At 65.6% G+C, this 25,638-nt stretch carries 22 protein-coding genes and 1 tRNA gene; 19 read left to right on the plus strand and 4 right to left on the minus strand.

Annotated elements, in window-relative coordinates:
- Positions 1-14: 14 nt before the first annotated feature.
- Positions 15-797 carry a flagellar basal-body rod protein FlgF gene (flgF, locus tag CHB73_RS01870; RefSeq protein WP_089271492.1) on the minus strand — a complete coding sequence of 261 codons (783 nt, stop codon included), beginning with the start codon at positions 795-797 and terminating at the stop codon, positions 15-17.
- A 198-nt stretch (positions 798-995) separates the two neighbouring features.
- Here flgF and CHB73_RS01875 point away from each other — a divergent pair.
- From CHB73_RS01875 to pnp, 11 genes are all read left to right on the plus strand, one after another.
- Positions 996-1,070, plus strand: a tRNA-Gly gene (locus CHB73_RS01875).
- A gap of 109 nt (positions 1,071-1,179) precedes the next feature.
- Positions 1,180-1,662: a ribosome maturation factor RimP gene (locus CHB73_RS01880; RefSeq protein WP_089271494.1), complete on the plus strand. Its 483-nt coding sequence runs from the start codon at positions 1,180-1,182 to the stop codon at positions 1,660-1,662.
- Between the two features lie 159 nt (positions 1,663-1,821).
- The gene (gene nusA, locus CHB73_RS01885) at positions 1,822-3,099 is read left to right on the plus strand and encodes a transcription termination factor NusA (RefSeq protein ID WP_089271496.1); all 1,278 of its coding nucleotides are present in this window, start codon (positions 1,822-1,824) and stop codon (positions 3,097-3,099) included.
- A gap of 42 nt (positions 3,100-3,141) precedes the next feature.
- Positions 3,142-3,327, plus strand: a complete 186-nt coding sequence (locus CHB73_RS01890; RefSeq protein ID WP_327438364.1) for a YlxR family protein — start codon at positions 3,142-3,144, stop codon at positions 3,325-3,327.
- 14 nt (positions 3,328-3,341) lie between these two features.
- Positions 3,342-6,482: a translation initiation factor IF-2 gene (gene infB, locus CHB73_RS01895; protein WP_089271500.1), complete on the plus strand. Its 3,141-nt coding sequence runs from the start codon at positions 3,342-3,344 to the stop codon at positions 6,480-6,482.
- A 61-nt stretch (positions 6,483-6,543) separates the two neighbouring features.
- Entirely contained in the window at positions 6,544-6,846 is a 303-nt protein-coding gene (locus CHB73_RS01900) for a DUF503 domain-containing protein (protein WP_089271502.1), read from the plus strand.
- Positions 6,843-7,187, plus strand: a complete 345-nt coding sequence (rbfA, locus tag CHB73_RS01905; protein WP_089271504.1) for a 30S ribosome-binding factor RbfA — start codon at positions 6,843-6,845, stop codon at positions 7,185-7,187. Before CHB73_RS01900 ends, rbfA begins: the two co-directional genes overlap by 4 nt.
- A complete protein-coding gene (locus CHB73_RS01910) occupies positions 7,159-8,127 on the plus strand; it encodes a DHH family phosphoesterase (RefSeq protein WP_089271506.1) in 969 nt (322 codons plus the stop codon). The genes rbfA and CHB73_RS01910 overlap by 29 nt, the downstream gene beginning before the upstream one ends.
- Before the next feature lie 7 nt (positions 8,128-8,134).
- The gene (gene truB, locus CHB73_RS01915; protein WP_089271508.1) at positions 8,135-9,088 is read left to right on the plus strand and encodes a tRNA pseudouridine(55) synthase TruB; all 954 of its coding nucleotides are present in this window, start codon (positions 8,135-8,137) and stop codon (positions 9,086-9,088) included.
- A gap of 65 nt (positions 9,089-9,153) precedes the next feature.
- A complete protein-coding gene (gene rpsO, locus CHB73_RS01920) occupies positions 9,154-9,423 on the plus strand; it encodes a 30S ribosomal protein S15 (RefSeq protein ID WP_089271510.1) in 270 nt (89 codons plus the stop codon).
- Positions 9,424-9,653: 230 nt separating this feature from the next.
- Positions 9,654-11,891 carry a polyribonucleotide nucleotidyltransferase gene (gene pnp, locus CHB73_RS01925; protein WP_089271512.1) on the plus strand — a complete coding sequence of 746 codons (2,238 nt, stop codon included), beginning with the start codon at positions 9,654-9,656 and terminating at the stop codon, positions 11,889-11,891.
- Positions 11,892-11,990: 99 nt separating this feature from the next.
- Here pnp and CHB73_RS01930 read toward each other — a convergent pair whose 3' ends face one another.
- On the minus strand, positions 11,991-12,395 hold the full coding sequence (locus CHB73_RS01930; protein WP_089271514.1) for a winged helix-turn-helix domain-containing protein: 405 nt from the start codon (positions 12,393-12,395) through the stop codon (positions 11,991-11,993).
- Positions 12,396-12,558: 163 nt separating this feature from the next.
- Between CHB73_RS01930 and CHB73_RS01935 the strand changes: the two genes are divergently transcribed.
- The 4 genes from CHB73_RS01935 to CHB73_RS01950 all read left to right on the plus strand — a co-directional run bounded on the left by CHB73_RS01935 (position 12,559) and on the right by CHB73_RS01950 (position 18,604).
- A complete protein-coding gene (locus CHB73_RS01935) occupies positions 12,559-13,938 on the plus strand; it encodes an MATE family efflux transporter (protein ID WP_089271516.1) in 1,380 nt (459 codons plus the stop codon).
- Positions 13,935-14,813, plus strand: coding sequence for a DUF2156 domain-containing protein (locus CHB73_RS01940; RefSeq protein ID WP_089271518.1), 879 nt, complete (start codon positions 13,935-13,937; stop codon positions 14,811-14,813). Before CHB73_RS01935 ends, CHB73_RS01940 begins: the two co-directional genes overlap by 4 nt.
- A 252-nt stretch (positions 14,814-15,065) precedes the next feature.
- Positions 15,066-16,376 (plus strand): alkaline phosphatase family protein, encoded by a 1,311-nt coding sequence (locus CHB73_RS01945; RefSeq protein WP_089271520.1) that lies wholly within the window; start codon positions 15,066-15,068, stop codon positions 16,374-16,376.
- Positions 16,373-18,604: an ATP-dependent helicase gene (locus CHB73_RS01950; RefSeq protein ID WP_089271522.1), complete on the plus strand. Its 2,232-nt coding sequence runs from the start codon at positions 16,373-16,375 to the stop codon at positions 18,602-18,604. The genes CHB73_RS01945 and CHB73_RS01950 overlap by 4 nt, the downstream gene beginning before the upstream one ends.
- A gap of 6 nt (positions 18,605-18,610) precedes the next feature.
- Here CHB73_RS01950 and CHB73_RS01955 read toward each other — a convergent pair whose 3' ends face one another.
- Positions 18,611-19,489 (minus strand): hypothetical protein, encoded by an 879-nt coding sequence (locus CHB73_RS01955; RefSeq protein WP_089271524.1) that lies wholly within the window; start codon positions 19,487-19,489, stop codon positions 18,611-18,613.
- 185 nt (positions 19,490-19,674) lie between these two features.
- Positions 19,675-21,408 (minus strand): HD family phosphohydrolase, encoded by a 1,734-nt coding sequence (locus CHB73_RS01960; protein WP_089271526.1) that lies wholly within the window; start codon positions 21,406-21,408, stop codon positions 19,675-19,677.
- A gap of 199 nt (positions 21,409-21,607) precedes the next feature.
- On the opposite strand from CHB73_RS01960, the gene CHB73_RS01965 reads away from it, so the two are divergent.
- The 4 genes from CHB73_RS01965 to tsaB all read left to right on the plus strand — a co-directional run bounded on the left by CHB73_RS01965 (position 21,608) and on the right by tsaB (position 25,596).
- Positions 21,608-22,414 (plus strand): phosphatidate cytidylyltransferase, encoded by an 807-nt coding sequence (locus CHB73_RS01965; RefSeq protein WP_235641471.1) that lies wholly within the window; start codon positions 21,608-21,610, stop codon positions 22,412-22,414.
- Between the two features lie 9 nt (positions 22,415-22,423).
- The gene (gene dxr / locus CHB73_RS01970; RefSeq protein WP_089271530.1) at positions 22,424-23,641 is read left to right on the plus strand and encodes a 1-deoxy-D-xylulose-5-phosphate reductoisomerase; all 1,218 of its coding nucleotides are present in this window, start codon (positions 22,424-22,426) and stop codon (positions 23,639-23,641) included.
- 100 nt (positions 23,642-23,741) lie between these two features.
- The gene (gene rseP, locus CHB73_RS01975) at positions 23,742-24,803 is read left to right on the plus strand and encodes an RIP metalloprotease RseP (protein WP_089271532.1); all 1,062 of its coding nucleotides are present in this window, start codon (positions 23,742-23,744) and stop codon (positions 24,801-24,803) included.
- Positions 24,778-25,596, plus strand: coding sequence for a tRNA (adenosine(37)-N6)-threonylcarbamoyltransferase complex dimerization subunit type 1 TsaB (tsaB, locus tag CHB73_RS01980; protein WP_089271534.1), 819 nt, complete (start codon positions 24,778-24,780; stop codon positions 25,594-25,596). Before rseP ends, tsaB begins: the two co-directional genes overlap by 26 nt.
- Positions 25,597-25,638 lie beyond the last annotated feature (42 nt).

Raw genomic sequence — 25,638 nt, forward strand, 5'->3', positions numbered from 1 at the left:
GAAAAGTGCACGGCCTAGCTTATCTGGCCGACCTTGTTGATGACGAGGGACTCCATGCTGTCCGTGGTGGTCATGAGCTTCTGGCTGATCTCGAAAGCGCGCTGGGCCTCCATCATGTTGACCATCTCGGAGACGATCTCCACGTTGGACTTCTCCAGATACCCCTGCTGCACGGCGATCTCCTCGGCCGGAATCTCCTGCGCCGGGCTGCCGGGCTGGATGCGGTAAAGATTCTTGCCCTGCTTCTCCAAAAACCTGACGTCCGAGACATCAACCAGGTCCAGTTGCGAAAGCTGCACGCCATCGGCGGTCACGCGGCCGTTGGCGTCGATCTCGATCTTGTTGTCCCGTGGCAGGGTCACGGTGGAGCCCCCATCGCCCAGCACTTCATAGCCCTGCTCGGTAATCAGCTGGCCATCCGCCCCAAGCTGGAAACTGCCGCTTCGGGTCAGCATGTCGCCATCTGGGGTGCGGACCTTGAAGTAGCCTTTGCCCACAAGCGCCAGATCCAGGGGATTTCCCGTCACCTGCAGGCCGCCCTGGCTCTGGTCGGAATACTCGTTGGAGAGCCTGGGGCGGGCCATGACGTAGGCCCTGGGCCAAATTTCCTTGTCACGCACGCTGACCCGGTCGTCCGGCAGATAGTCGTGGGCGAAGCGCTGAAAGGTGTCGTGAAAGGCGTAGGCGTCTTTTTTGAAGCCCGTTGTGTTCACGTTCGCCAGATTATTGGCGATGGTGTTGAGCCGCATCTCGTTGGACATGGCTCCGAAAAGCGCACTGTACATGCTTTCGCGCATGGGTCCCTCCTGGTCTTGCCGTAGCCATGCAAGGACTGCGCCATAAAAATCGCTCCGGCGGGCGCCCTCCCCTGCCGTCTGGCCGCCGACGTTCCGGAGCTTCCCCGGTCGGGAATTCCGCAATGGAGATAAAACTGCTTGCCCGTACCAGCTTTTTCGTTGACAAGGCCCTATGGCCCGAATAGATAGGCCGTGCGGGCGGGTGTAGCTCAATGGTAGAGTACGAGCTTCCCAAGCTCGGTGTTGCGGGTTCGATCCCCGTCACCCGCTCCAAGGCCTCAAGGATTCGACCGCCTGTACCTCGCCGGTTCCCGAGATATGGTGGGCCTTTTGGTCCACTTTTTTATTTGTGCCGGAACCGCAAGAAGAGACGGTTAGACATATGACGCACCATCCCCTGCTTGAACGGCTTGCCGGAATTGCTGCCCCGGCCCTGGAGCCCCTGGGCGTGACGCTCTGGGGCATGGAGTTCGCCTCCGCGGGCAGCCGCATGGTGGTGCGCTTATATATTGATGCCGAGGACGGAGTGAGCATTGACACCTGCGCCAAGGCCAGCCGCGCGCTGGGCGTCGTGTTCGACGCCGAGGACGTGATGCCGGGGGCCTATGTGCTGGAGGTGTCCTCTCCGGGCCTGGAACGGCGGTTCTTCAACGCCGGGCAGATGCTCCCGTATGTGGGACAGGTCGTCGATGTGCGGCTTTTCGAGCCCCAGGACGGACGCAGACACCTGCGCGGCCCGCTGGCCGCGATCGAAGGCGAGGATGTGCTGGTGGACGAGGCGGGACAGGTGACGAGGGTGGCCTTTCCGCGTGTGAAGTCGGCGCATCTTGTACACGAATTTCCCGAGCCCCGGACAAAGGCCTAGCGCCCCGGCCGGATCACCGGGCTGAAGCATTTTATGGACGGGCCGCCCCCCCAGGCCCCGTAAGGCAGGCCGCCAGTCGGCCCCAGTTGTTGCACGGACGCAGATTCTCGCGCCGGCCGTCCCGTCAGGGTCGGCTTCGGCGGCACCGGAGGGAGCGCCATGAGTTCTGAATTGAAGAAGGCCATCGACCAGATAAGCAAAGACCGCGGCATCGACCGCGATCTGCTCATCGACACGCTTGAAGAGGCCGTGCGGTCCTCCGTGGCCCGCAAATACGGCGAGCAGATGGACATCGAAGTGAATTTCAACGAGGAGCTTGGAGAGATCCAGGTGTACCAGTTCAAGGTCGTGGTCAGCGAGATCAACGACCCCGTGAGCGAAATCACCCTGGAGGAAGCGCGCGAGCACGATCCCAACATCCAGCTCGACGACGAGATGGGCTTCAAGGTCAAGATCGAGGACCTGGGACGCATCGCCGCGCAAAGCGCCAAGCAGGTCATCATCCAGCGGATGCGCGACGCCGAGCAGGAGATCATCTACGAGGAGTATCGCGACCGCAAGGGCGAGATCGTCTCCGGCATCGTGCAGCGCCGCGACCGCACCGGCTGGATCATCAACCTGGGCCGCACCGAGGCCCTCTTGCCCAAGGAAGAGCAGATCGCCAGGGAGCGCTACAAGCGCGGCGACCGCATCCAGGCATACATCATCGAGGTCCAGAAGGAGTCGCGCGGGCCGCAGATCGTGGTTTCCCGCTCGCACCCGGACTACATGGGCGCGCTCTTCGCCCGCGAGGTGCCCGAAGTCTACGACGGTACGGTCAAGATCATGGGCGTTGCGCGCGACCCTGGCCTGCGCGCCAAGGTGGCCGTCACCTCCCGCGACCGCGACGTGGACCCCGTGGGCGCCTGCGTGGGCATCCGCGGTTCGCGCATCCAGAACATCGTGCAGGAGCTCAAGGGCGAGCGCATCGACATCGTGGTCTGGAGCCCGGACATCGCCGTCTACGCCCAGAACGCCCTGTCTCCCGCAGTCATCAGCCGCATCATGGTGGACGACGAGGAAAAGACCCTCGAAGTTGTGGTGCCGGACGACCAGCTCACCCTGGCCATTGGCCGCAAGGGGCAGAACGTCAAGCTGGCCGCGCAACTGCTCGGCTGGAAGATCGACATCTTCACCGAGAGCCGTTACGGCGAACTGAATGCCGACAAAAAAGGCATGGACCAGCTGGCCAGCGTTGCCGAGGTGCCCATGGAGACCTTCATCTCCGCCGGGTTCGAGACCACGGCGCAGCTTGTCGGCGCCACCGAGGAGCAGTTGCTCACCATCTCCGGCATGACGCCCGAGAAGGTGCGCGACATGCGCGCGGCCATCAACATTCTTGGACTGGCCGCCCCCCAGGAGGCTGAAGAAACCGACAACGCCGGGGACGGCGAGTAACCGGCGATGACGACGGCCGAACTGGCCACGGGCCCTGTGCGCATGTGCTGCATTTGCAGGCAGCGTCGGGCCAAAGCCGAGCTGCTCCGGCATGTGCGGGCGGCGACCGGGGAAGGGTTTGTGCCCGACCCCAGGGGAATAATGCCCGGCAGAGGGCTGTATGTGTGCGATCAGGGCGAATGCCGCGAGAGGTTTCTCCGCTACGGGGACCGGCGGAAGAAGCGCTAACAAGGGGAACGTGAATGGTGACAAAGCTCAAGGTGAAGGACCTGGCGGCCGAACTGGGTATCGGCCAGCGGGAGATCCTGCAGCATCTGCGGGATATGGACATCCAGGTCAGAAGCTTCATGAGCACCCTGGAGGATGACGAGGCCGACCGCATCAGGCAGTCGCTTCGCGGCACTCCCGCCGCCCAGACCGAGGTCGTGCGCCGCGAGGTGCAGCCCGGCGTCATCGTGCGCCGCCGCACAGCGCGGCATGGCGCCGAGGAGCAAGCCGAAGAGCGGACCAAGCCCGAGTCCAAGCGCCAAGTAGCGCCCAAGGAGGCGGAGCTGGTCACGTCCGAGGAAGCCCCTGCGGCCGAGCCCGTGGCCGAAGAACCAGTCGAGGTCGCGACGCCCGCCACGGCATCGGCTCCCCAGGCTGCGGAGGAACAGCCCGCCGCAGAAGCCCCGCGCGAAACCGCGAAGGTGGTTCGCCGCCCGGCCGAGCCCGTGATCGACCGCCCGGCGCGCATCATCCATCGCGAAGAGCCCGCCGCAGCGAAAGCCGCCGAGGCCGCTGCCGAAACCGTGCCGCCCACGGAGCCCAGTCCCACGTCCGAAGCTCCCGTTGTGGCCCAAACGGCTGCGGAACCCGCTGCCGCTATTGAAACGCCCACGCCTGCCGAGTCTGCACCGGAAGCGCCCCAGGCCGAATCTGTTGCGGCGGAAGTCCGCCCTGTGGTCGCGGACGAAGCCGCTGCCAAGGACGCCGCAGCCGAGGCCAAGCCTGAAGCCCCGCTGGCCGAAAAGCCCCAAGCGGAGAAGGCCGAGGACCAGAAACGCAAACCCAAGCGCGAAGTTGTTGTTCCTTCCGTACCGCAGGTGCGCATCATTTCCCGGCCCGAGCCCGGCAGCACGCCCCCTGCCGCGAGCCAGAACCGGCGTCCTGAATTCTCCGCAACCCATCACGAAGGCGGCGCCCGCCCCTACACGCCCCGGCAGACTCCCGGCGGCGGCCCCGCCGGTGGCTACGGCCAACGCCGCGATGGCGCACCCGGCGGCGCACCTGGCGGAGCGCCCCGTCCTGGCGGCGGCTATGGCCAGCGTCCCGCTGGCGGCCCCGGTGGTCCCGGCGGCTACGGCCAGCGCCCCGCCGGAGGCCCCGGCGCTCCAGTCGCCCCTCCGAAGGAAGGCGACGACCGCAGCCGTCGCAAGCCTCATCGCGTTGTTGAATTCCCCGGCAGTGGCGCCAGCAGCGACGGAGACCATCGCAAGAGCGGCCCATCCACGGCCAAGAAGAAGCCCAGCTTCGCCCCTGCGCCCATCGTCTCCGAGGACGGCGACGCCCCCATGCGCCTGAAGAGCTCGCGGCACAAGAAGCGCCGCGGCGGCCAGGAGCAGCGCGAGGAGATCAAGCCGGTCGGCAAGCGCAAGATCCGCATCGACGAGCACATCCGCCTCTCGGACCTGGCGCACCAGATGGGCGTCAAAGCCCAGGCGATCATCAAGGTGCTCTTCGGCATGGGCATGATGGCCACCATCAACCAGGCCCTGGACATGGACACGGCGACCCTGCTGGCCGCCGAGTTCGGTCATGAGGTGGAGAACGTCTCCTTCGACGAACAGGAATTCCTGGCTGCGGCACCAACAGACACCCCCGAGGATATGAAGCCCCGGCCGCCCGTGGTCACCATCATGGGCCACGTGGACCATGGCAAGACCTCTTTGCTCGACGCCATCCGCAAGACCAGCATCGCCTCTGGCGAGGCAGGCGGCATCACCCAGCACATCGGCGCGTACCATGTGGCCACCAACCGGGGCGAGGTGGTGTTCCTGGACACCCCGGGCCACGAGGCCTTCACCACCATGCGCGCCCGCGGCGCCCAGGTCACGGACATCGTGGTCCTGGTGGTCGCGGCCGATGACGGCGTGATGGACCAGACCCGCGAAGCCGTGAACCACGCCAAGGCGGCGGGCGTGCCCATCGTGGTGGCGGTGAACAAAATCGACAAGGAAGGCTCCAACCCCGACCGCGTGAAACGCGAGTTGGCCGAGTTCGACCTTGTGCCCGAGGAATGGGGCGGCACCACCATCTTCGCCAACGTGTCGGCCAAACAGCGCATCGGTCTGGACGAGCTGCTGGAGATGATCCTGCTGCAGGCCGAGGTGCTGGAGCTTAAGGCCAACCCGGCCAAGCCCGCCCGCGGCCACATCGTGGAGGCCAAGCTCGACAAGGGCCGCGGCCCGCTGGGCACCGTGCTCATCCAGGAAGGCACGCTGAAAAACGGCGACGCCTTCGTCTGCGGCACAGTGCACGGCAAGGTGCGCGCCATGTTCAACGACCAGGGCCGCAAGATCAAGCAGGCCGGCCCAGCCATTCCCGTGGAGATCCAGGGCTTCGACGTTGTGCCCGAGGCCGGTGACGAGTTCGTTGTGGTGGCCGACGACAAGGTGGCCCGCAAGATCGCCGAGACCCGCGCCGCCAAGCAGCGCGAGAAGGACATGGTCGGCAAGAGCAAGCTGACCCTTGAAAGCTTCCTGGCCGCCAGCGCCACCAGCGAGGCCAAGTCCCTGAACCTCGTGCTCAAGGCCGATGTGCAGGGCTCCCTTGAGGCCATTACCGAGGCGCTCACCAAGCTCTCCACCGATGAAGTGAAAATCCAGGTGGTGCACGGCGCCACCGGCGGACTCACCGAGAGCGACATCCTGCTGGCCACCGCCAGCCAGGCCATCATCATCGGCTTCAACGTGCGGCCCACGGCCAAGGTCAAGGACATGGCCGACAGCGAGCACGTGGAGATCCGCTTCTACGACATCATCTACAAGCTCGTGGGCGAGATCAAGGACGCCATGAGCGGAATGCTCGCGCCGGACATCCAGGAGGTGTACCTGGGCCAGGCCGAGGTGCGCAACACCTTCAGCGTGCCCAAGGTGGGCACTGTGGCTGGCTGCGGCGTTGTGGACGGCAAGCTCACCAGGCAGGCCAAGGTGCGCCTGCTGCGCGACGGCGTGGTCATTTACACGGGCCAGCTCTCTTCCCTCAAGCGCTTCAAGGACGACGCCAAGGAAGTCCTGAAGGGCTACGAGTGCGGCGTTGGCCTTGAAAACTTCAACGACATCAAAATCGGCGACGTCATCGAGGCCTTCGAGACCAAGGAAGTCGCCCGCACCATAGACTAGAACCGGACCTCGCGCGCTGGCGGAACCGTCACGATCCGCCAGCGCGCGCGGACAGGGCTGTATGATCATCGGCGTCCTGACCCTGGAGTTCCGCCTGCACGGCAACAGTTCGCTCAAGGGCAAGCGGCAGGTGGCGCAAAGCCTCAAGCAAAAGCTCAGGAACACCTTCAACGTCGCGGTCAGCGAGGTCGAGTCCCAGGACGCGCATCAGAAGCTGGTGCTTGCGGTTGTGACCGTTTCAGGCGAAACGGCAAAAGTGGAAAGCCGCTTGTCCAAGGCCCTGGCCATGGTGGAAGCCATCTCCCCTGCGGAGCTGGTGCGCGCGGATACGGAAGTGTTCAGCAGCGCAGGAGAATTCGAATGAAAGCTTCAGGAACCAGACGCTCCATCCGCATGGGCGACCAGATCATGCAGGAGCTTGCCGTCATGCTTCTGGAGGAAGTCGCCGATCCGCGTCTGGAGTTGGTGAGCCTGACCGGCTGCAAGCTCAACGCCGACATGAGCATCGCGCTTGTCTCCTTCACGGTGGGCGGCGGGGCTGAGCGGCGCAAGCAGGCCCTGGACGCCTTGAACAAGGCCAAAGGGTTTTTGCGCTCCGGCCTGGCCCGGCGTATGAACATGCGCTCCCTGCCGGACCTGCGCTTCGCCCACGACGATTTTCTTGAGGACATGGTCTATGCCAAGCCCGATCAAGCGGATCGCTGATCTCATTCGGAAGACCGACGGCTTTCTGGTGGCCGCCCATGTGAACCCGGACGGAGACGCCATCGGGTCCACTGTGGCCATGGGACACATCTTGCACAGCCTGGGCAAAACCTTCTGCCTTTTCAACGCCTCCGGGCTGCCGCACCAGTTCGACTGGCTGCCCTTGCCTGGACCGGTGCACACAGGGCTGTGCGGGACCGAGGCCAACTGGATCATCGTGCTGGACTGCGGCGCGGCCAGCCGCGTGGGACCGGAGCTGCACCAGATCATGTCCAGCCGCCCGGTGGCCAACATCGACCACCACCTTGGGAACCCCTGCTTTGGTCAGCACAATTGGGTGGACGACTCCTACCCTGCCGTGGCCGCAATGATCGCCGACCTGGCCGACGAACTCGGCGTCCCCCTTACCGGACCGCTCGGCGAAGCCATATACCTGGGCATCGCCACGGACACGGGCTTCTTCACCTTCGACAACACCGACCCGCGCATCATGGAGCTCGGCGCACGGCTCATCCGCCTGGGGCTTGAGCCAGGAAAAATCAACGCCAAGATCCGCAACCAGTGGTCCATACGGCGCTTTCGGCTTTGGGGCGAAAGCTTCGCCACCACGGAGCTGCACTATGGCGGGCAGGTTGCGCTGGCCGTGGTCACTCGGGCAATGATGGCCCGCACCGAGACCAATACGGAGGACACGGAGGAGATCGTCAATTTCCTGCGCAGGCTGCGCGGCACAAGGGCGGCCGCCCTGCTGCGCGAGGAACCCAACGGCGCCTACAAGTTCAGCCTGCGCTCCACCGGAGCGGACAACGTCCAGCAGGTGGCGGCGCGCTTCGATGGCGGCGGGCACAGAAACGCGGCCGGCGGAACCATCGAAAGCGACCTGGAGACGGCCAAGAACCGCCTGGTGAAAGCCCTTGGCGAAGGCCTTGGACTGGTGTAGAGGGAACATGGGACGCAAGCGCAAGCGCAGCCCCGCGCAGCTGGACGGTCTGCTCGTGCTGGACAAGCCCTCCGGCCCCACCAGCGCAGGCTGCCTGAACAGCATCAAGCATGGCCTTGGCCAGGGTAAGATCGGCCACGCGGGCACGCTGGACCCGCTTGCCCAGGGCGTGCTGCTGGTGCTGCTCGGCCAGGGCACCAAGCTTGCCGGCTACCTCACCAGCGGTGCCAAAGTGTACACGGGCACCATGCGCCTGGGCCTCGCCACCGACACCTACGACATGGAAGGCCAGGTGGTTGAGCAAAGAGGCATAGAAGGAATTTCGCAAGACGATGTGCGGGAGGCCATCCTGGGCTGGAAGGACCTCACGGAACAGGAAGTCCCCGCATATTCCGCGGCCAAGCACGAGGGCACGCCCCTTTACGAACTCGCTCGAAAGGGCGAGGATGTGCCGGTCAAGGAAAAACGGATAGAGGTGTATGAGGTCGAACCGCTGGAAATTGAGCTCCCCTTCGCACGGTTCAGGGTACGTTGCTTGGCAGGCACGTACATTCGCTCCCTGGTCCACAGCTTGGGGATTCGGCTCGGATGCGGAGCGGCGCTTGCGCAGCTCACGCGGGAGGCGTGCGAGCCCTACGGGCTTGACGCCGCCACCAGCCTGGATGCGGTTCTTGGAGAGCCGGAGCGCTTCGCCTCGCGGGTTATCCCGCTGGGCAAGATGCTCCCGCATTGGCGCAGCATCACCCTTTCCCCCGCCCTGGCGGCCCTGGTCAAAAACGGGGCCTGGCTTCCGGCGGGCGGACCCGGCGGTGACGGGCTTACGGGGAAACCCGGCGAGCAGGTCATGCTGGTGGACGACAAGGGGGAGCCTGTTGCGCTGGCGGAGGCCAAAACCAAGGACGGCATGTTGCGCTGGACCATCCTGCGTGGATTGTGGATGGACGCCGCCCCCGCCACCTGAACGGGAGCTTGCCGGCACAGCTGTTCCGCCGCGAGTGTTGCGGACGGGACAAGGAGGAAACTGCTGTGGTTATGACGCCTGAAGGAAAGAACCAGGTCATTGAGACGTACAAGCGGCATGAAGGGGACACCGGATCTCCGGAGGTGCAGGTGGCGCTTCTGACCGAGCGCATCACCTACCTGACCGAGCACTTCAAGGTGCACAAGAAGGACTTCCACTCCAAGACCGGCCTGCTCAAGCTCGTCGGCCAGCGCCGCAAGCTGCTCAATTACCTGAAAAACAAGGACATCCAGCGCTACCGCGAACTTATCGAGCGCCTGGGTCTGCGTAAGTAGAAACCACAAAAAACCCGTCTGGCGGGGCGAAACGTATCGCCCCCGCCAGGCGGGCATTCCCGATGGCGGGGATCGTCCCGCCCACAACCGCGCCACGACGCGCATGACGCTCAAGACCCCTTTAGTTGGCTGCGGAGAGCGTTCTTGCACACCAGGCAAGAGCCCTCCCCCAAGCCGGCTAAACATCGGGCATGGAGCAGGCGTCGGGGCCGCAACCCCAAGGAGTATTCATGCTCGTTCCTTTTGAAAAGACTCGTGTTTCCGCCCGCGCGGGCGACCTGGAGATCATCCTGGAGCACGGCAAGATGGCCAAGCAGGCCAGCGGCGCCGTGTGGCTCCAGTCCGGCGGCACCGTGGTGCATGTCACCGCCGTCAGCCAGCCCCTGGAAATCGACCGCGGCTTCTTCCCGCTCACCGTCAATTACCAGGAAATGTCCTACGCCGCCGGGCGCATCCCCGGCAGCTACTTCCGCCGCGAGATCGGCCGTCCCAGCGAGCGCGAGACTCTGGTCTCCCGCCTCATCGACCGTCCCATCCGCCCCATGTTCAAAAAGGGCTTCCGCGACGAGGTGCAGGTCATCGCCACCGTGCTCTCGGCCGACAACGCCATTAACCCCGACGTGTTGGCCATCACCGGCGCGTCCGCCGCGCTGCACCTGTCGCACATGCCGTTTGAAGGCCCCATCTGCGGCGCGCGCGTGGGCTACATCGACGGCAAGTTCGTGCTCTTCCCCACCTACAAGCAGATCGCCAATGAAAGCAGCCTGAACCTCATCTTCGCCGCCACCCGTTCGGCCATCGTAATGGTTGAAGGCGGTGCCGAGTTCGTGAGCGAGGAACTGGTGGCCGAAGCGCTGGAGTGGGGCCACAAGCAGCTCACCCCGGCCTTCGACATCCAGGATGAGCTGCGCGAGAAGGTGGGCAAGCCCAAGATCGAGGTCGTCGCGCCCAAGGCCGATCCCGCCATCGCCGCTTTTGTCGAGGAGATCGCCACACCGAGCCTGAAGGCCGCCTGCGCCCTCACCGAGAAAATGGCCCGCCGCGACGCCAAGGAGACCGCCAAGAGCGAAGCCCTCAAGGCCGTGGCCGAGAAATTCGAGGAAGTCGAGAACGCCCAGAAGCAGGCCGCTGGCGTGCTGGCCGACCTGGACAAGAAGATCGTGCGCCAGCGCGTGCGCGTAGAGGGCGTCCGCCTGGACGGCCGCGACACCAAGACCGTGCGCCCCTTGTCCATTGATGCGAGCGTGCTGCCCATGACCCACGGCTCCGCCCTGTTCCGCCGCGGCGAAACCAGCGCCCTGTGCGTGGCCACCCTGGGCAGCAGCCGCGACGAGCAGCGCATCGAGACCCTGGTGGGCGAGGACACCAAGCGCTTCATGCTGCACTACAACTTCCCGCCCTACTGCGTGGGCGAGGTGCGCATCCTGCGCGGCCCCAGCCGCCGCGACATCGGCCACGGCGCCCTGGCCGAGCGCAGCATCATGCCCGTGCTCCCCAACCCTGACGAGTTCCCCTTCACCCTGCGCGTGGTCTCCGAAGTCATGGACTCCAACGGCAGCTCCTCCATGGCCACGGTGTGCGGCGCAAGCCTCGCCCTCATGGACGCGGGCGTGCCCATCAAGGAGCCCGTGGCCGGCATCGCCATGGGCCTCATGAAGGAGGAGGACGACTACATCGTCCTCACCGACATTTTGGGCGACGAGGACGCTTTGGGGGACATGGACTTCAAGGTGGCCGGCAGCGCGCGCGGCATCACCGGCATCCAGATGGACATCAAGATCACCTCCGGCATTCCCTACGATGTGCTGCGCCGCGCCCTGGCCCAGAGCCGCGACGCCCGCCAGCACATCCTGGAGCACATGAACATGTGCCTCGCCGCGCCCAGGCCGCAGCTCTCCGACCTGGCCCCGCAGATGGAGGTGGTGTTCATCAACCCCGAGAAGATCCGCAGCGTCATCGGACCTGGCGGCAAGAACATCAAGGCCATCACCGCCGAAACCCAGGCCGACATCGACATCGAGGACTCCGGCAAGGTGGCCATCTTCGCCCCCAACTCCGAGAGCCTGAACAAGGCCAAGGCCATGGTGCTGTACTACGACCAGACCCCGGAGCCGGGCCGCAACTACCTGGGCACAGTCAAAAAAATCCTGGAGGTCGGCGCCCTGGTGGAGATCCTGCCCGGCGCCGAAGGAATGCTGCACGTGTCGCAGCTTGATGTGGAACGCGTGGAACGCGTGGAAGACCTGCTCCAGCTCGGCCAGGAAGTCTGGGTCAAGGTCATCGAGCTTGAGCCGGGTGGGCGCATCCGCCTGTCGCGCAAGGCCTGGCTCATGGAGCAGGCCGGCCAGGAGGTGAACATCGACGAGTTCCGCCGGCCCGCCCCGCGCGGCGACGGCGACCGCAGGGACCGCGGCGACCGCGGCGACCGTCGCGGAGGACGCGGCGGCGATCGCGGCGGACGCCGCTAGGCCAAAAGACGAAGCAGCACGGGCCGCCTCGGGCGTGTCGGCATTCCCTTCGAGGAACCGGCGCGTCGGAGGCGGCCCGTTTCGTTGGCGGGTCCGTGCTCAGGACTTCCGGGCCGCGTCCTCGGCAAAGGGCTTGATGTCCCAAGGCAGACGGACTTTTGCGCGCTCCAAAGCAAAAGATTCCACCTCCTGGTGCCACAGGGCGAAATCCCGCAGCAAGGCTTCCGCGAGCGGTGTCAGTTCATAGCCCTTGCGCCCGCTGGCCTTTGCAAGCAAGGACTCGCCCAGGGCTTCCTCGGTTCGCTTTATGCGTCCCCAGGCGGCGCGGTAGCTCATGCCAAGCTCCTTGGCCGCCTTGTTCAGGGAGCCCAGCCGCCGCACCAAGTCCAAAAGCTGTACGCGCCCCAAGCCGAACACCATTCCCCCTCCGGACTCCAGCCACAGGTGGACGCGCAGGGTTGGCGCGTCGCCAACAGTCCGGCCCTTGGAGAGTTCTGTGCTCATTTCGTAACCTCCACAGTTGGCGCGTGAAGCGCCTGACTCATACAAAACTTATGGCAGAACTACGGTCCAAGGTAAAGAAATTCCACGCAAGCCCCTTGGCAGGTCGCATTTCGTGGCTACTTGAATCCTTCGGCCCGGGCAAAAGCGCCGCGCCAGGACAACCATGAAACCGCAATTCCCCATGAACCATTCCGCCCTTCAGATCTGGAGCCTTACCTGGCCCCAGATGCTGATGATGTTCTTCAACTTCCTGGTGGGCTTCGTGGATGTCTGGGTCGCGGGGCAGATCGACCACCGGGTGCAGGCCAGCCTGGGCATCATCACGCAGTCGCTGTTCCTGTTCCTCATCATCGTCACAGCCGTATCTGGCGGAGCGGTCGCCGCCATCAGCCAGTCCCTGGGCGCAGGCAAACGTCTGCGCGCCGACCGGTATACCGGGCTGTGCCTCGCCATCGCCGCCGTGTCCGGCCTGGCCCTGGTGGGCCTGGGCCTGCCTTTGCGCCCCCTGCTCGTCAGGGCCTTGCAGGTGCCCCAGGACATCGCCCCCCTTACCGACCATATCCTTGAAGTCTTTCTTTTCGCCCTGCCTCCCTACTACATGATGCTTATGCAGAACGCCGTGTTCAGGGCTCGCAGGCAGGTCATGACGCCGCTGTACACCATGGTTCTGGTGACGCTGGTGAACACGCTGGGCGACCTGGGGTTGGGACTGGGATTGTGCGGACTGCCGCGTCTCGGCGTCACCGGCGTCATCTGGTCCACCTTCTTTTCCGTCACCGCCGGAGCGCTGTTCGGCCTTGCGGTGTTGCGGCGCGGCGGCATTCTGCGTCGCGAAATCTTCGCTCCCTGGCGCTGGGCGCGCCGCGCCCTGCCGTATCTGCTCAAGGTGGCGCTGCCCGCCGGGCTTCTGCAGGTGGTCTGGCACTTCGGCTACCTTGTGCTGTTCGCCATCACCGCAAGCCTGCCGCAAAACAGCGTCGTCGCCTTGGCCGGCATGGCCGCTGGAGCGCGGGTGGAGTCCATGCTCTTTCTCGCTGCGTTCGCCCTCAACCTTACCGCAGGCATCCTTGTGGGCCACCTGCTCGGCGAGGGCAAGCCGGAAGAGGCCCGGCGCATGGGTCTGCACATCCTTGGCGTCGGACTTGTGGGCATCGGACTGTTCGCCATCGCCCTCTGGCCGTTTCTCGGCGACATCGCCGCCTTCATCGCCCCCAACCCCGCTGTGCGCGCAGAAGCCGAAAACTATCTCGTGTACAATGTGCTGGCCATCCCCTTCACCCTCACCACGCTTATCCTGGCGGGCTCGCTGGCGGGTGCTGGGGCGACGGTGTACAACCTCGTGGGCATGGGCCTGGGTACCTGGGTGGTGCGCCTGCCCCTGGCCTACTGGCTCGGACATGTGGTTCTCGGCACGGCGACGGGGGTGTGGATATCCATGCTTGCCTCTCAGGCGGCCCAGGCGGCCATTCTTCTATACATTTACCTCAACAAGGACTGGCAGCGCTTCGCCATGTCCAAAACCCGCAATGGAGCGCGCCCATGACCCACGGCGACACGTTCGACCACATCTGCCTGAAACACCAGGAGGCTTACCGCGCCGCGCTGGCCGCGTGCCCGCAGGTCACCTCCGACTACGCTTTCGCCAACCTGTATGGCTGGACCGGCCATTATGGCCTGGGCTGGCGGCTGGCCGACGGCCTGGTCTGGATCCGCCAGAGCCTGCCCAAGACCATTCTTTGGGCTCCGGTGGGCGACTGGGCCAAGGTGGACTGGGCGGGGCTGCCGTGCATGGCCGGGCCCATGCGCTTTACCCGCGTGCCGGAAATGCTGGTGGAAATGTGGGCCAAGGCCTTTGGAAGCCGTCTGCGCGCCGAGGAAGCCCGCGACCACTTCGACTATGTCTATTCCGTTCCTGAGCTCATGGAGCTGAAAGGCAACCGCTTCCACAAAAAAAAGAATCTGCTCAACCAGTTCGAAAAGGCCAACATCTTCGAATACACGCCCATGCAGGACGACTGCGTGGAGGAGGTGCTGGACATGCAGGCCGAGTGGCACGGCTGGCAGGAACATCCCTCCGAGGCCTTGGAGGCCGAAAACGAAGCCATTTCCCGCGTTCTGAAAAGCTTCGACCGCATGGGAGCACTCATCGGCGGCACCATCCGCGTGGCGGGCAAGGTCATTGCCTACACTGTGGGCGAACAGCTCGACCGCGACACCATCGTCATCCACTTCGAGAAGGGCGACACGCGGTTCAAGGGCGTGTACCAGGCCATCAACAAGCATTTCCTGGCTGCGCAGCAAGGCCGCTTCACCCTTGTAAACCGTGAGCAGGACCTGGGCGACGAGGGCCTGCGCAAGGCCAAACTTTCCTACAACCCGGTGCAATTCATGAAAAAATATGAAGTTGAGCTGGTATAGCAGCATCACTCCGGCCGCGCCAGCACCTGGCCGGGTGCTCCGGGGACACCCTCCGGGGGCCAAAGGGGCTTCGCCCCTCTGGACTCCCGTTATGGCTGAAACGCTCCAGCTTGCCCGGCCCAGTGTCTCCTCCCTGCGCGAATCCACGGGGCCTTGCCCCGGAGATTCGCGGCTTGGCGGGTCCAGGGGGCGCTGCCCCCTGGCCGCCGGAGGCATATTCAGCCTTTCCTCCCCCTTCCCCCCCGCCCGGCCATGAGCTCTTCCGCCCGCCCTCGCCTCGTCGTTCTCGGACTGGACGGCCTGCCGCTCGCCCTGGCCCGTGCCCTGGGTCCCGAGCTGCCCAACCTTGCGCGCCTGCTGCCCCATGCCCGCGCCATTGAAAGCGAGCTTCCGGAACTCTCGCCCGTCAACTGGACGAGCTTTTTCACGGCCGAGGGGCCGGGCGTCCACGGGGTGCACGGCTTCACCGTGCTGGACCCGCAGGCCTACACCCTGCGCATCGCCAATTTCGCAGACGTGCGCACCCCGACGATCTTCGAGCGCCTGGGCCGTGCCGGACTCGTGTCGCGGGTGCTGAACCTGCCCAACATGGCCCCGGCCACCCCGCTCAAGGGAATGCTCGTGGCGGGCTTCGTGGCGGAGAGCCTCCGGCAGGCTGTGTTTCCGCCCTTCCTGCTGGGACCGCTCACCGCCGCGGGATATGTGGTGGAAGGCGACACCACGCGCGGTGCTTTTGACCCGGAGCACCTGCTTGGCCAGCTCAGGCTTTCGCTTTCCGGGCGGCGCGCGGCCCTTGATCTGCTTTGGCCGGACCTTGCCTGGGACCTGTTTGTGTGTGTGCTGACGGAAACGGACCGCCTGTTCCATTTTCTGTTTCCGGCCGTGGAAGACGCCGCGCATCCGCTGCACGGGGACTGTCTGGCCTTCCTGCGCCAGTGGGATCAGGCCATTGGCGAGGTGCTGGACCGCTTCGACGCGCTGCCGGAGCCCAAGCGGCTGGTGAGCTTCGCGGACCACGGCTTCTGTCGCCTGGAGGCCGAGGCCGACCTGAACCGCGTGCTCTTCGAGGCCGGGTTTCTCAAATACGCACGCCCCCCAAGGGATGAATGGGACGCCGGGGTCATTGGCGAGGAAACCCTGGCCTTTGCCATGGATCCTGGCCGCATAGTGCTGCACCGGCGCGGGCGCTTCGCGCGGGGCCGCGTGGGTGATGCCGACGCCCCGGCCCTGCTGGCCGATCTGCGCGCCGTGCTGCGCGGTCTTTCGTGGCGGGGGCGCACGGTCATGGAGCAGGTGCTCGACGGTCCCGAATTGTACGGAACCACGCACGCACCGGACCTCGTCTGCGTTCCCCAACCCGGCGTGGACCTGAAGGCGCGCTTTGACCGCGCGGAGATATTCGGGCACTTTGGACGCCAGGGAATGCACAGCCCGCAGGACGTGTTCTTCGCGGACACTCGGGACGACGGCCGCCCCGCGCGCCTGCGCGACACAGGGCGTTTGGTGCTGGAGCATTTCGGACTTTGCGATACACAGGACAAGCGGAGCACCATCATCCTATGAGCATAGATTTCGAGCGGGAGCTCAATCCCGCCCAGCGCGAAGCCGCCCTGCACATGGGCGGGCCGGTGCTGGTCATCGCGGGCGCGGGCAGCGGCAAGACGCGCACCATTGTCTACAGGCTGGCGCATCTGGTGGAGACGCACGTTTCGCCGGAAAACATCCTGCTCTTGACCTTCACCCGCCGCGCCGCGCAGGAGATGCTTCTGCGCGCCGGGCATGTGCTGGGACGACCGCTCACAGGGGCCAGCGGCGGCACCTTCCATTCCTTCGCCTACTCCGTGCTGCGCCGCAACGCCTTTGACGCGGGTTACGAACAGGGCCTCACGCTCATGGACAGATCCGACTCCGAGGATCTGCTGGGTGAACTCAAGGCGCACCTGGACCTCGGCAAGGGCGACCGCTCCTACCCGAAGCGCGCCACCCTGGCCGACATCATCACCAAGAGCCGCAACAAGGAGCTTTCCATCGGCGGCATCCTGGACCGCGAGGCCTACCACCTGCTGCCCTATCAGCCGGACATCGAGCGCCTGGCCGAGGAATACGCCAGGGCCAAGCGCGCCCAGGGGCTCATGGACTACGACGACCTGCTTTTCGAACTGGAGCGCCTGCTGGTGGAGCGCCCGGAAATCCGTGACGGCCTGAGGCGGCGCTACCCCTTCGTCATGGTGGACGAATACCAGGACACCAACCTGGTGCAGGCGCGGCTGGTGCGGCTGTTGACCGGAGAGGCGGGCAACGTCATGGCCGTGGGCGACGATGCCCAGTCCATCTATGCCTTCCGGGGCGCGGTGGTGGCCAACATCCTGGACTTCCCGCAGCATTTCCAGAACGCCCGGGTCATCCGCCTGGAGCAGAACTACCGCTCCACCCAGCCCATTCTGGACCTCACCAACGTCATCCTGGCGGGCGCGCAACAAAAGTTCGACAAGCAGCTCTTCACCGAGCGCGAGGGCGGGGCACGGCCGCGCATCCTCCAGACCCTGAGCGACCAGTCCCAGGCCACCCAGGTTGTCGGGCTCATTGTGGACATGGCCTCCCGCCACCCATTGCACGAGATCGCCGTGCTCTTCCGCGCGGGCTACCAGTCCTATCCGCTGGAAGTTGCCCTCACCCGCGCCGGGCTGCCCTACCGCAAGTATGGCGGCGTGCGCTTCAACGAGGCCGCGCACGTGAAGGACCTGCTGGCCTACCTGCGCCTGGCCGCCAACCCGGCGGATCTGCTGGCCTGGCAGCGCGTGCTGGGATTCCTGAAGGGCGTCGGTGTCAAGACCGCGAGCAAGATCGCACAGGCCATATTGGGCGGAGACGCCAAGGGCCTGGACAAACACGTAAAACGCTTCCCCGACCTGCCGCCGCTATTGGCCGAGCTGGACGCCCTGCGCAAACTGGCCCACGCGCCCGCCGCCGCGCTGGACCGCGCCATGAGCTTCTACGCGCCCAGCCTCTCGACCCTGTATCCCGACGACTATCCCAAGCGCCAGGCCGGGCTGGAGCAGCTGGCGCAAATCGTGGTCAATTACGCCAGCATAGAGGATTTCCTGGCCGACCTGTGCCTGGACGGCGCCAAGGAGGAGGAGGAGCGCGCCGAAAACGCTGTGGTGCTCTCCACCGTGCATTCGGCCAAAGGGCTGGAATGGCGCGGCGTCATCATCATCGACCTGGTGGAGGACCGCTTCCCGTCCAAGAAGGCGCTGCAAAGGCAGGAGGACATGGAGGAGGAGCGCAGGCTGATGTACGTGGCCTGCACTCGGGCCAAGGACGAGCTGGCGCTCATCGTGCCGGGCTCGGTGTTCAACCGCTTCAACAACTGCCGCGAGCCCGCCGTGGTGAGCCCCTTTGTGGCCGAACTGCCGGACGCCGTGGCCGAACGCTTCGTGGAGACCTACACCGGCGGCCTGCGCAGAAAGGACGAACAGGTGCGGCCCGGCGCCATGACCCGCGACGATGGCTACCTGCCGCCGGTGGTCTGCCCGGAGCCGCCACGCAAGCCGGACTACGAGCCCGGCGCGCGGCCGGTGAGCGCGGCAGCAGCACCACGCGCGCAACACGCCGCAGCGCCGCCGCCGAAATCCTCCATGGATGCCGCGCAGTCCAAATTCGGGCTGTGCGAGCACAAAATTTTCGGGCAGGGCAAGATCATCGCCGAGATTCCACCGGACAAATACCGCGTGAACTTCCCCGGCTTCGGGCTCAAGGTCATCGTGAAGGACTACGTGAAGCTGTTGTAGCGCCCCCTAGCCTTTGCGCGCCGACACGGCCTGGAGCGAACACCAGATGAAGCCCTGCACGTCGATGCAGTCGCGCGGGGCCATGCCGCCGCGCCGCTCCAGCACACCGGCCACATAGCGCACAAAATCCTGCATCCGGGAATAGCTGCGCCAGTTGGGTCGCGAATCGTAACCGATGTCGAAGGCGTAGGCCTTGGCCGCCTCCTGCATGTTCGACGGCTTGACGAAGGGATGCCGGTCGGGGTGGGCGAGGAAAAGAAAATAGGTCGCCGTGGTCCACTTGAGTGCGTCCAGTTCCTCCAGTACGGTGGCAAAGGCCTCGAAACGGGGGCCGAAGTCACCGTCCCCGTAGAGCACATCGAAAAACGCCGTCGCAAAACGGCGCTGCTCGGCCTCCCCACGCTTCAGCCCATCGCTCAAGGCCATCTTCTCGTTGGGGAAAATGAGGTTCGTCTTGCTCACAAGGCGCTTGGCGCGCTCGCACACCTCGGCGTGAGCGCCCTGCGCAAGCAGGGACGCCAGTTCACCGGATGAGCACAACTCGGCCATCTGCGCTGCGGCGGCAACCTTGTATTCCCGCTCGGAGGACAGGTACGCGGGGTCCTCGAACCCCTGCGTGAAGGCGTCCGTGAACGCCTTCTCCAACTGCAAAAACGAGCGCACGCCCCGCACGTCCGTCCGGGCATCGACCCGCGAAAACAGCGGGTGCCTCTGCGGAGCGGATGCCGCAAGCAAAACGTCCATGGGCATCAGCCGGACGCCGCCGAATTCAAACAAGACCTGACGCTTGCCCTGGTCGCCCAAGGCCAGCACCTTGCCTGTGCCCCAGTCCGGAACCTTGCTGTTCGTCACATACGACCCAACGGGAAAAGGCGCTTCGCTCATTGTTGTCCTCGCGGGCCGTGGCGGCTCGACGGTTCTGCGTTTCCTGCCTGCGCAGGCGTATTGCCCATGTGGGGCCAAGCGGCGGCCATGGCCCGTCCCGGCCTTGAGCCATCGCCCCGGAAGGGTTGTCCTACTCCACTCCGAAACGAAAGGCAAAGCCGATGCGGCGTATCAGCCCAACACGGCTAGCCTTTCATCTGCTGCGGCGGGGAAGGCTGCGGCACCTCGTCGATCTGCCCCGCGCCCATGTGCGCTTCGGCATACTGCCTGTACACGCCGGTCTTGAAGAAGAGGTCGAAGACCTCCGGGTCCATGTGCCGGTCCTTGACCATGAAGCCCATAATCTTCATGGCCTGAGAGAGCTTCATGGGCTCCTTGTAGGGCCGGTCCTTGGCGGTGAGGGCCTCGAACACGTCGGCCACGGCCAGGATGCGCGCTTGGAGCGAAAGCGCCTCGCCGCCGATGTGGTTGGGATAGCCGGTGCCGTCGAGCTTCTCGTGGTGCGCCCCGGCGAATTCCGGCACGCGAGCCAGGCGCTTGGGGAACGGCAAGCGCGAGAGCATGTCGATGGTGACCACCGTGTGGTCTTCGATGATCTTGCGCTCGGCATCGGTGAGGGTGCCTTTGCGGATGCAGAGATTCCGGACCTCGTCCTCGGTGAGCCAGGGCTTTTCCTCGTCGCCGTCCTTATAGGTGCGCGCGGCGATGGCCTTGACCCGCTCGATGCGCTCGTCGCTCATGAACTCGCCGGGCGTGTTGCAGGAGACGATGTAGGCGAGGTCGTCCTCCAGTTCCTGCCTGCGGCGCTCCATTTCGTCGGTGACGGCGAACATCTCTTGGCGCGAGGCCCCGCTTCCGGCCAGCTCAAGCAATTTCTCCAGCAGTTCTGCCTGGATGGCCTTGCCGATGAGCCTGAAGCGCGTTTGCACAAGGTCGATGCGGTCCACTATGGCCTCGAGCTTGGTGGCCTTGTCCACCACATGCACCGGGGTGGTGATCTTGCCCACGTCGTGCATCCAGGCGGCGAGCTTCAACTCCTCCATTTCGTTCTCGTCGAAACGCACGTTCTGGAAGGGGCCGTCCTGCTGCGCGTTCACGGCCTCGGCGATGCGCATGGTCAAGTCCACCACGCGGTCGATGTGGCCGCGGGTGTATGGGCTCTTGGCGTCGATGGCCGCCGCGATGCTTTGCATGAAGGAATACAGCAGGGCCTTCAGGCCGTTGATGAGCTGGGTGTTGGTGAGGGCCACGGCGGCCTGGCTGGCCAGGGACTTGACCGCCGCCAGGCCGACGGAAGAGAAGGCCGCGACCTCTCCCGTGCGCTTGTCCTTGGCGTTCAAGAGCTGCAGCACGCCGATGATCTCGTCTTCGTGGTTCTCCAGCGGGATGACGAGCATGGAGCGTGAGCGGTAGCCGGTGGAGGAATCGTAGCGGCGCGTGCCGCTGAAATCGAAGCCCTCCGCGCAATACACGTCCTCGATGTTCACGACCTCTCTGGTAAGGGCCACATGGGAGGACACGTTGGCGTGGTTCTCCTCGCCCGCCTCGGTATACAGGTTCACCGGGGGCAGGGTGATGGGGTTGCCGCTTGCGCCGCCAAGGCGCACATTCATGGTGTCGTTCTGCAGCACCACGAATTCGAGCTTGCGGCCGGTGTCGTCCACTATGTAGAGGGTGCCCGCGTCGGCCAGGGTGATGGAACGCGCAAGGCTTACGATCATCTCGAACAGGCGGTCGCGGTTCTGCTCGCCGGAGAGCGCCAGGCCGATGTCCGTCAGGTGGCGCAGGTGCTCGCGGAGACGGGCGGCGTGGGCGCGCAGTTCCTCAAGCCCGGCATGGTCGAGGTCCAGATCGGCGTCGAAGCCGTTTCCCTGCTTCTCCGGTGGTTCGGAGCATGACGCCCCGCTCGTCTCCGCCATTGGCTCCCCCTTCGGACGTCGAGTGGACCAAAGGCCGCCTGCGCAAAACGCCGCGCGCGGCTCATCCAGTCACCTAGCACGGATCGCGGCGGCGGGGAAAGGGGGGCAAGGCACGGTTGCCCCAGGAATTGGAATGGAGTACAAGGCCCAATGTCGCGTGGGGCACAGTCTCCGCGCAGTCCGCCCACAGGGAGCTTTCGTGTCGGCATCCGCCCATCAGCAGCGCATTCTCACCGCCATTCTCGCCGTGTCCCTGGTGGCCCTTGCCCTGTGGCAGGGCGGCGTGTTCGTCCTGGCGGTCCTGGTGGCGGTAAGCGCCCTGGGCCAGTGGGAGTTCACGGCCATGTTCCGCCCCGGCCCGGAACACAGGCCCCTGCGGCTGACAGGCATGGCCCTTGGCCTGGGCCTGCTTCTGGCCGTGCGCCTGGCCGGGCAGGAGTATCTGGCCTGGGTGCTGGCCGCCTGCTTCTGGTTTCTGGCCCTGCGCTTTTTGCTGCGCTACGGCCGCGACCAGGAAGGCGCCGACTTCCACGATGAACTGATCCTCATGGCCGGGCTCATGTATCTGCCGCTCATGCTCCAGTTCTGCCTCTCCCTTTCCACGCCGGAAATCGTCCTCGTGCTTCTTTCCACTGCGGTTTCGGACACGGCGGCCTACTATTCCGGCACCTATTTCGGCAAAACCAAAATTTGGCCGCAGGTAAGCCCCAAGAAATCCTGGGCCGGAAGCATCGGCGGCTTCATTGGTTGCGTGGCCGCGGTGACGGCCTACGGCGTCTCTTTCGGCGATGCGCCCGTTGTCCTCTGGGTGCTTCTGGGAGCGCTCTTGAACATCGCGGCGCAGATGGGCGACTTCTTCGAGTCCGCCCTCAAGCGCAAACTCTGCGTCAAGGACTCCGGCACGCTGCTTCCCGGCCACGGCGGCCTGCTCGACCGCATCGACAGCCTGCTGCTGGCCCTGCCCTGCTACGCCCTGTTCAAAGAAGTCGCCCCGCTCTTCCCCTAGCAGGCCGCCATGAAAAGCTACATCTCCACCTGGCCGCAAGCCGCTCCGGATCTACCCTTTCCCCGCACGCTCGCCGTGCTGGGATGCACCGGGTCCATCGGCGTAAGCGCCCTGGACGTTGTGGGGCAGCACCCGGAACTGTTCCGCGTGGCCGCGCTGGCCGGGGGCAGGAACGCCCGCCGCCTGGCCGGGCAGGCCGCTCGTTTCCGTCCAGCGCTCCTGGCCGTGCTGGACGACGGGGTGGCCGACGAACTGCGGACGCTGTTGCCCGCGGGCTACGCGCCGGAAATCGTCACCGGCCCCGAAGGGTACACGGCCGCGGCGACGCTGCCGGAAGCAACGCTTGTGCTTTCGGCAATCGTGGGCGCCGCGGGCTTTCTGCCCACACTGGCTGCAGCCCAGGCGGGCAAACGCATCGCGCTGGCCAACAAGGAAAGCCTGGTGCTCGGCGGGTCGCTCATCCGCGAGGCCTGCCGCAAATCCGGGGCCGTGGTGCTCCCCGTCGATTCCGAACACAACGCGCTGTTCCAAGCGCTGTGCGGCCATGCGGACGCCGAGGGCAAGGAGCTGTCCCGGCTCATCCTCACGGCCTCCGGCGGTCCGTTCCGCGGGCGCGACGCCGCGTTTCTCGCCGCGGTAACGCCGGAACAGGCCATGAGCCACCCCAACTGGAGCATGGGCGCAAAGATTTCCGTGGATTCGGCAAGCCTTATGAACAAGGGGCTGGAGGTCATCGAGGCCTGCCATTTGTACGGTCTGCCGGTCCAGCGCGTGGACGTGCTCGTGCATCCGCAAAGCATCGTGCACTCCCTGGCCGAATACGTGGACGGCTCGCAGCTTGCGCACCTGGGCGTGCCGGACATGCGCATTCCCATCGCGCATTGCCTGTGCTTCCCCAGGCGGGTGACCCTGGACATGCCCCGGCTGGACCTGGCCCAGGTGGGCGGTCTCACCTTCGAACGGGCCGACGAGGCGCTGTTTCCCTGCCTGCGCCTGGCCAAGGAGGCCTACGCCGCCAGCCCCAGCCATCCGGCCGTGCTGAACGCGGCCAACGAGGCCGCCGTGGACCTGTTCCTGACCGGTGCCATCGGATTCATGGACATTCCCCGGCTCATCGAGGCGGAGTTGGAGCGCCATGCCGGACTTGGCCCTGCGCCGGACGCGAGGGCGCTTTTGGACGTGGACGCGCGAACCAGGCGGAGCGTGCGCGAAGCCGCGGCAAAATAATGCGGTCGGCGGCGAAGGCCCGGGGCCTCGCGCCGAGCTCCCCTTTTTGTCATCGTGACAACGAAAGCCGGCCCACCCCGGCAATGTGCAAGGAGTTCCTGTGGGTGTCATCGCCATTGTGCTCGTTCTGGGCGGACTGATTTTCTTCCACGAGCTTGGGCATTTCCTGGTGGCCCGCATGTTCGGCATCGGGGTCAAGGCCTTTGCGCTGGGCTTCGGGCCCAAGATCGCCAGCTTCCGTTCCGGAATGACGGAATACCGGCTCTGCGCCGTGCCCCTTGGCGGCTATGTCATGCTGGCCGGGGAATCTCCCGAGCACGACGAGGAGCCCGCCATCCCCAAGGACCTGCTTTTCAGCCTGCGGCCGGTGTGGCAGCGCATGTGCGTGGTGGCGGCCGGCCCTGTGTTCAATTTCCTGTTGGCCTGGGGCATCTATTGGGCGCTTTTCGCCACCCAGGGGCAAATGGGCCTCGCTCCCACCATCGGCCAAGTGCTGCCGGACAGCCCGGCCGCCCGCGCCGGGCTCAAGGAGGGGGACAACGTGCTGACCATCAACGGCCGCTCCGTCACCTTCTGGGACGATCTTACCGACCAGATCCAGAATTCCAAAGACCGGCCCATCGCCCTTGCCATCAAACGCGACCGCGAGCACGTCAGCCTGGAGGTCACCCCGGAGCTGCGCCAGCGCAAGAACGTCTTCGGCGAAACCGTCACCGTGCCCATGCTCGGCATCGTGGCCGCAAAAGAAATCGTGACCATGGAGCTTTCCGCCGGGCAAAGCCTTGTCCTTTCGGCCAAGGAAACGTGGCGGGCCATCGTGAACATGGTCATGGCCCTGGTGAAGATGATCGAGCGGGTGATCCCTGCTGAATCCATCGGCGGCCCCATCCTCATCGCGCAGCTCATCAACCGCGAGGCGCAGGAAGGCATTGTGGGCCTGCTGGCCCTGGCTGCGGCGCTTTCGGCCAACCTGGGCTTCGTCAATTTGCTGCCCATCCCGGTGCTCGATGGCGGGCATCTGGTCCTTTTCAGCCTGGAGGCCGTGACGCGCAAGCCGCTGAGCCTGCGCGCCCGCGCCGCCGCAATGCGCGTGGGCATCGCCCTGCTGGCGGCGCTCATGCTCTTCGCCACCTACAATGATCTGCGCAGACTCTTCCAATAGCCCGGTTCCGGACGGCGGCCTGCTCCTGGCCGTCAACGGGGCTGACGAGCGCCTGCAGGCGGCCATCGGCCATACGCAGGGCGGCGCGGCGCAGCTCTTGGCCGCGCAGGAGTGGACCGTGCCCGGACAAGCCGCGCGCTTTTTGGCTCCGGGCATCCGCAACATGCTGGACGCGCTTGGCAGGCGGGCCGCGGACATTTCGCGCATCGCCTGCGTCACCGGGCCTGGCAGCTTCACAGGGCTGCGCATGTCGCTGGCGCTGGCGGAAGGTCTGGCCGCCGGACTCGCAGGACGCGCAGGGGGCCCCCCACTGATGGCGGGCATAGGGCATTTGCAGCTGCTGGGTCTGGAGGCCGCCGAGGTGGTTCCCGGCGCGGTGCTCGCCCTGGCCTGGGCGCGCAGAGGGCAGGCGTACGCGCAGGCGTTCATGGGGCGCACAGCGCTTATGCCGCCACAGGTGGTCCAGCTTGCGGACATGCCCGCGCTCCTGGCCGGCCTCCCCCGTCCGCTTGCGCTGCTCGGCGGCGGCCTGCGCCGCAATCTGGGCTGTTTCGAAGAACTCGCACAGGCCGATCCGGCCATCAGGCTGCTGCCCGCGCATTGGGACGCCCCGCGCCCCCACGCCCTGCTCGCCCTGGCGGCACAGGCCGCTTTCGGGCCCGGGCCGCTGGCCCCGGAGTACCTGCGGGCCTCCGATGCGGAAGACAACCTCGCGGCCATCGCCGCCGGGCGTGGCCTTACCGAGGCCGAAGCCCAGGCCATTCTGGCCAAGGGCAGCCGCCCGCTCTCCTGATTCCGAGACAGGTCGGCGGAGCGCCGGGCCGACTTCCTCCCC

This window comes from Humidesulfovibrio mexicanus (assembly GCF_900188225.1).
GTDB classification, from domain to species: domain Bacteria; phylum Desulfobacterota; class Desulfovibrionia; order Desulfovibrionales; family Desulfovibrionaceae; genus Humidesulfovibrio; species Humidesulfovibrio mexicanus.

Coding starts and splice junctions, on each gene's coding strand:
- CHB73_RS01955 (WP_089271524.1), bottom strand. CDS start 19,489: ATGAGCGAAGCGCCTTTTCCCGTTGGGTCGTATGTGACGAACAGCAAG.
- nusA (WP_089271496.1), top strand. CDS start 1,822: ATGAGTTCTGAATTGAAGAAGGCCATCGACCAGATAAGCAAAGACCGC.
- flgF (WP_089271492.1), bottom strand. CDS start 797: ATGCGCGAAAGCATGTACAGTGCGCTTTTCGGAGCCATGTCCAACGAG.
- rbfA (WP_089271504.1), top strand. CDS start 6,843: ATGAAAGCTTCAGGAACCAGACGCTCCATCCGCATGGGCGACCAGATC.
- pnp (WP_089271512.1), top strand. CDS start 9,654: ATGCTCGTTCCTTTTGAAAAGACTCGTGTTTCCGCCCGCGCGGGCGAC.
- CHB73_RS01935 (WP_089271516.1), top strand. CDS start 12,559: ATGAAACCGCAATTCCCCATGAACCATTCCGCCCTTCAGATCTGGAGC.
- dxr (WP_089271530.1), top strand. CDS start 22,424: ATGAAAAGCTACATCTCCACCTGGCCGCAAGCCGCTCCGGATCTACCC.
- tsaB (WP_089271534.1), top strand. CDS start 24,778: ATGATCTGCGCAGACTCTTCCAATAGCCCGGTTCCGGACGGCGGCCTG.
- CHB73_RS01890 (WP_327438364.1), top strand. CDS start 3,142: ATGTGCTGCATTTGCAGGCAGCGTCGGGCCAAAGCCGAGCTGCTCCGG.
- CHB73_RS01960 (WP_089271526.1), bottom strand. CDS start 21,408: ATGGCGGAGACGAGCGGGGCGTCATGCTCCGAACCACCGGAGAAGCAG.
- CHB73_RS01950 (WP_089271522.1), top strand. CDS start 16,373: ATGAGCATAGATTTCGAGCGGGAGCTCAATCCCGCCCAGCGCGAAGCC.
- CHB73_RS01880 (WP_089271494.1), top strand. CDS start 1,180: ATGACGCACCATCCCCTGCTTGAACGGCTTGCCGGAATTGCTGCCCCG.
- CHB73_RS01940 (WP_089271518.1), top strand. CDS start 13,935: ATGACCCACGGCGACACGTTCGACCACATCTGCCTGAAACACCAGGAG.
- CHB73_RS01910 (WP_089271506.1), top strand. CDS start 7,159: ATGCCAAGCCCGATCAAGCGGATCGCTGATCTCATTCGGAAGACCGAC.
- CHB73_RS01945 (WP_089271520.1), top strand. CDS start 15,066: ATGAGCTCTTCCGCCCGCCCTCGCCTCGTCGTTCTCGGACTGGACGGC.
- CHB73_RS01930 (WP_089271514.1), bottom strand. CDS start 12,395: ATGAGCACAGAACTCTCCAAGGGCCGGACTGTTGGCGACGCGCCAACC.
- truB (WP_089271508.1), top strand. CDS start 8,135: ATGGGACGCAAGCGCAAGCGCAGCCCCGCGCAGCTGGACGGTCTGCTC.
- CHB73_RS01900 (WP_089271502.1), top strand. CDS start 6,544: ATGATCATCGGCGTCCTGACCCTGGAGTTCCGCCTGCACGGCAACAGT.
- infB (WP_089271500.1), top strand. CDS start 3,342: ATGGTGACAAAGCTCAAGGTGAAGGACCTGGCGGCCGAACTGGGTATC.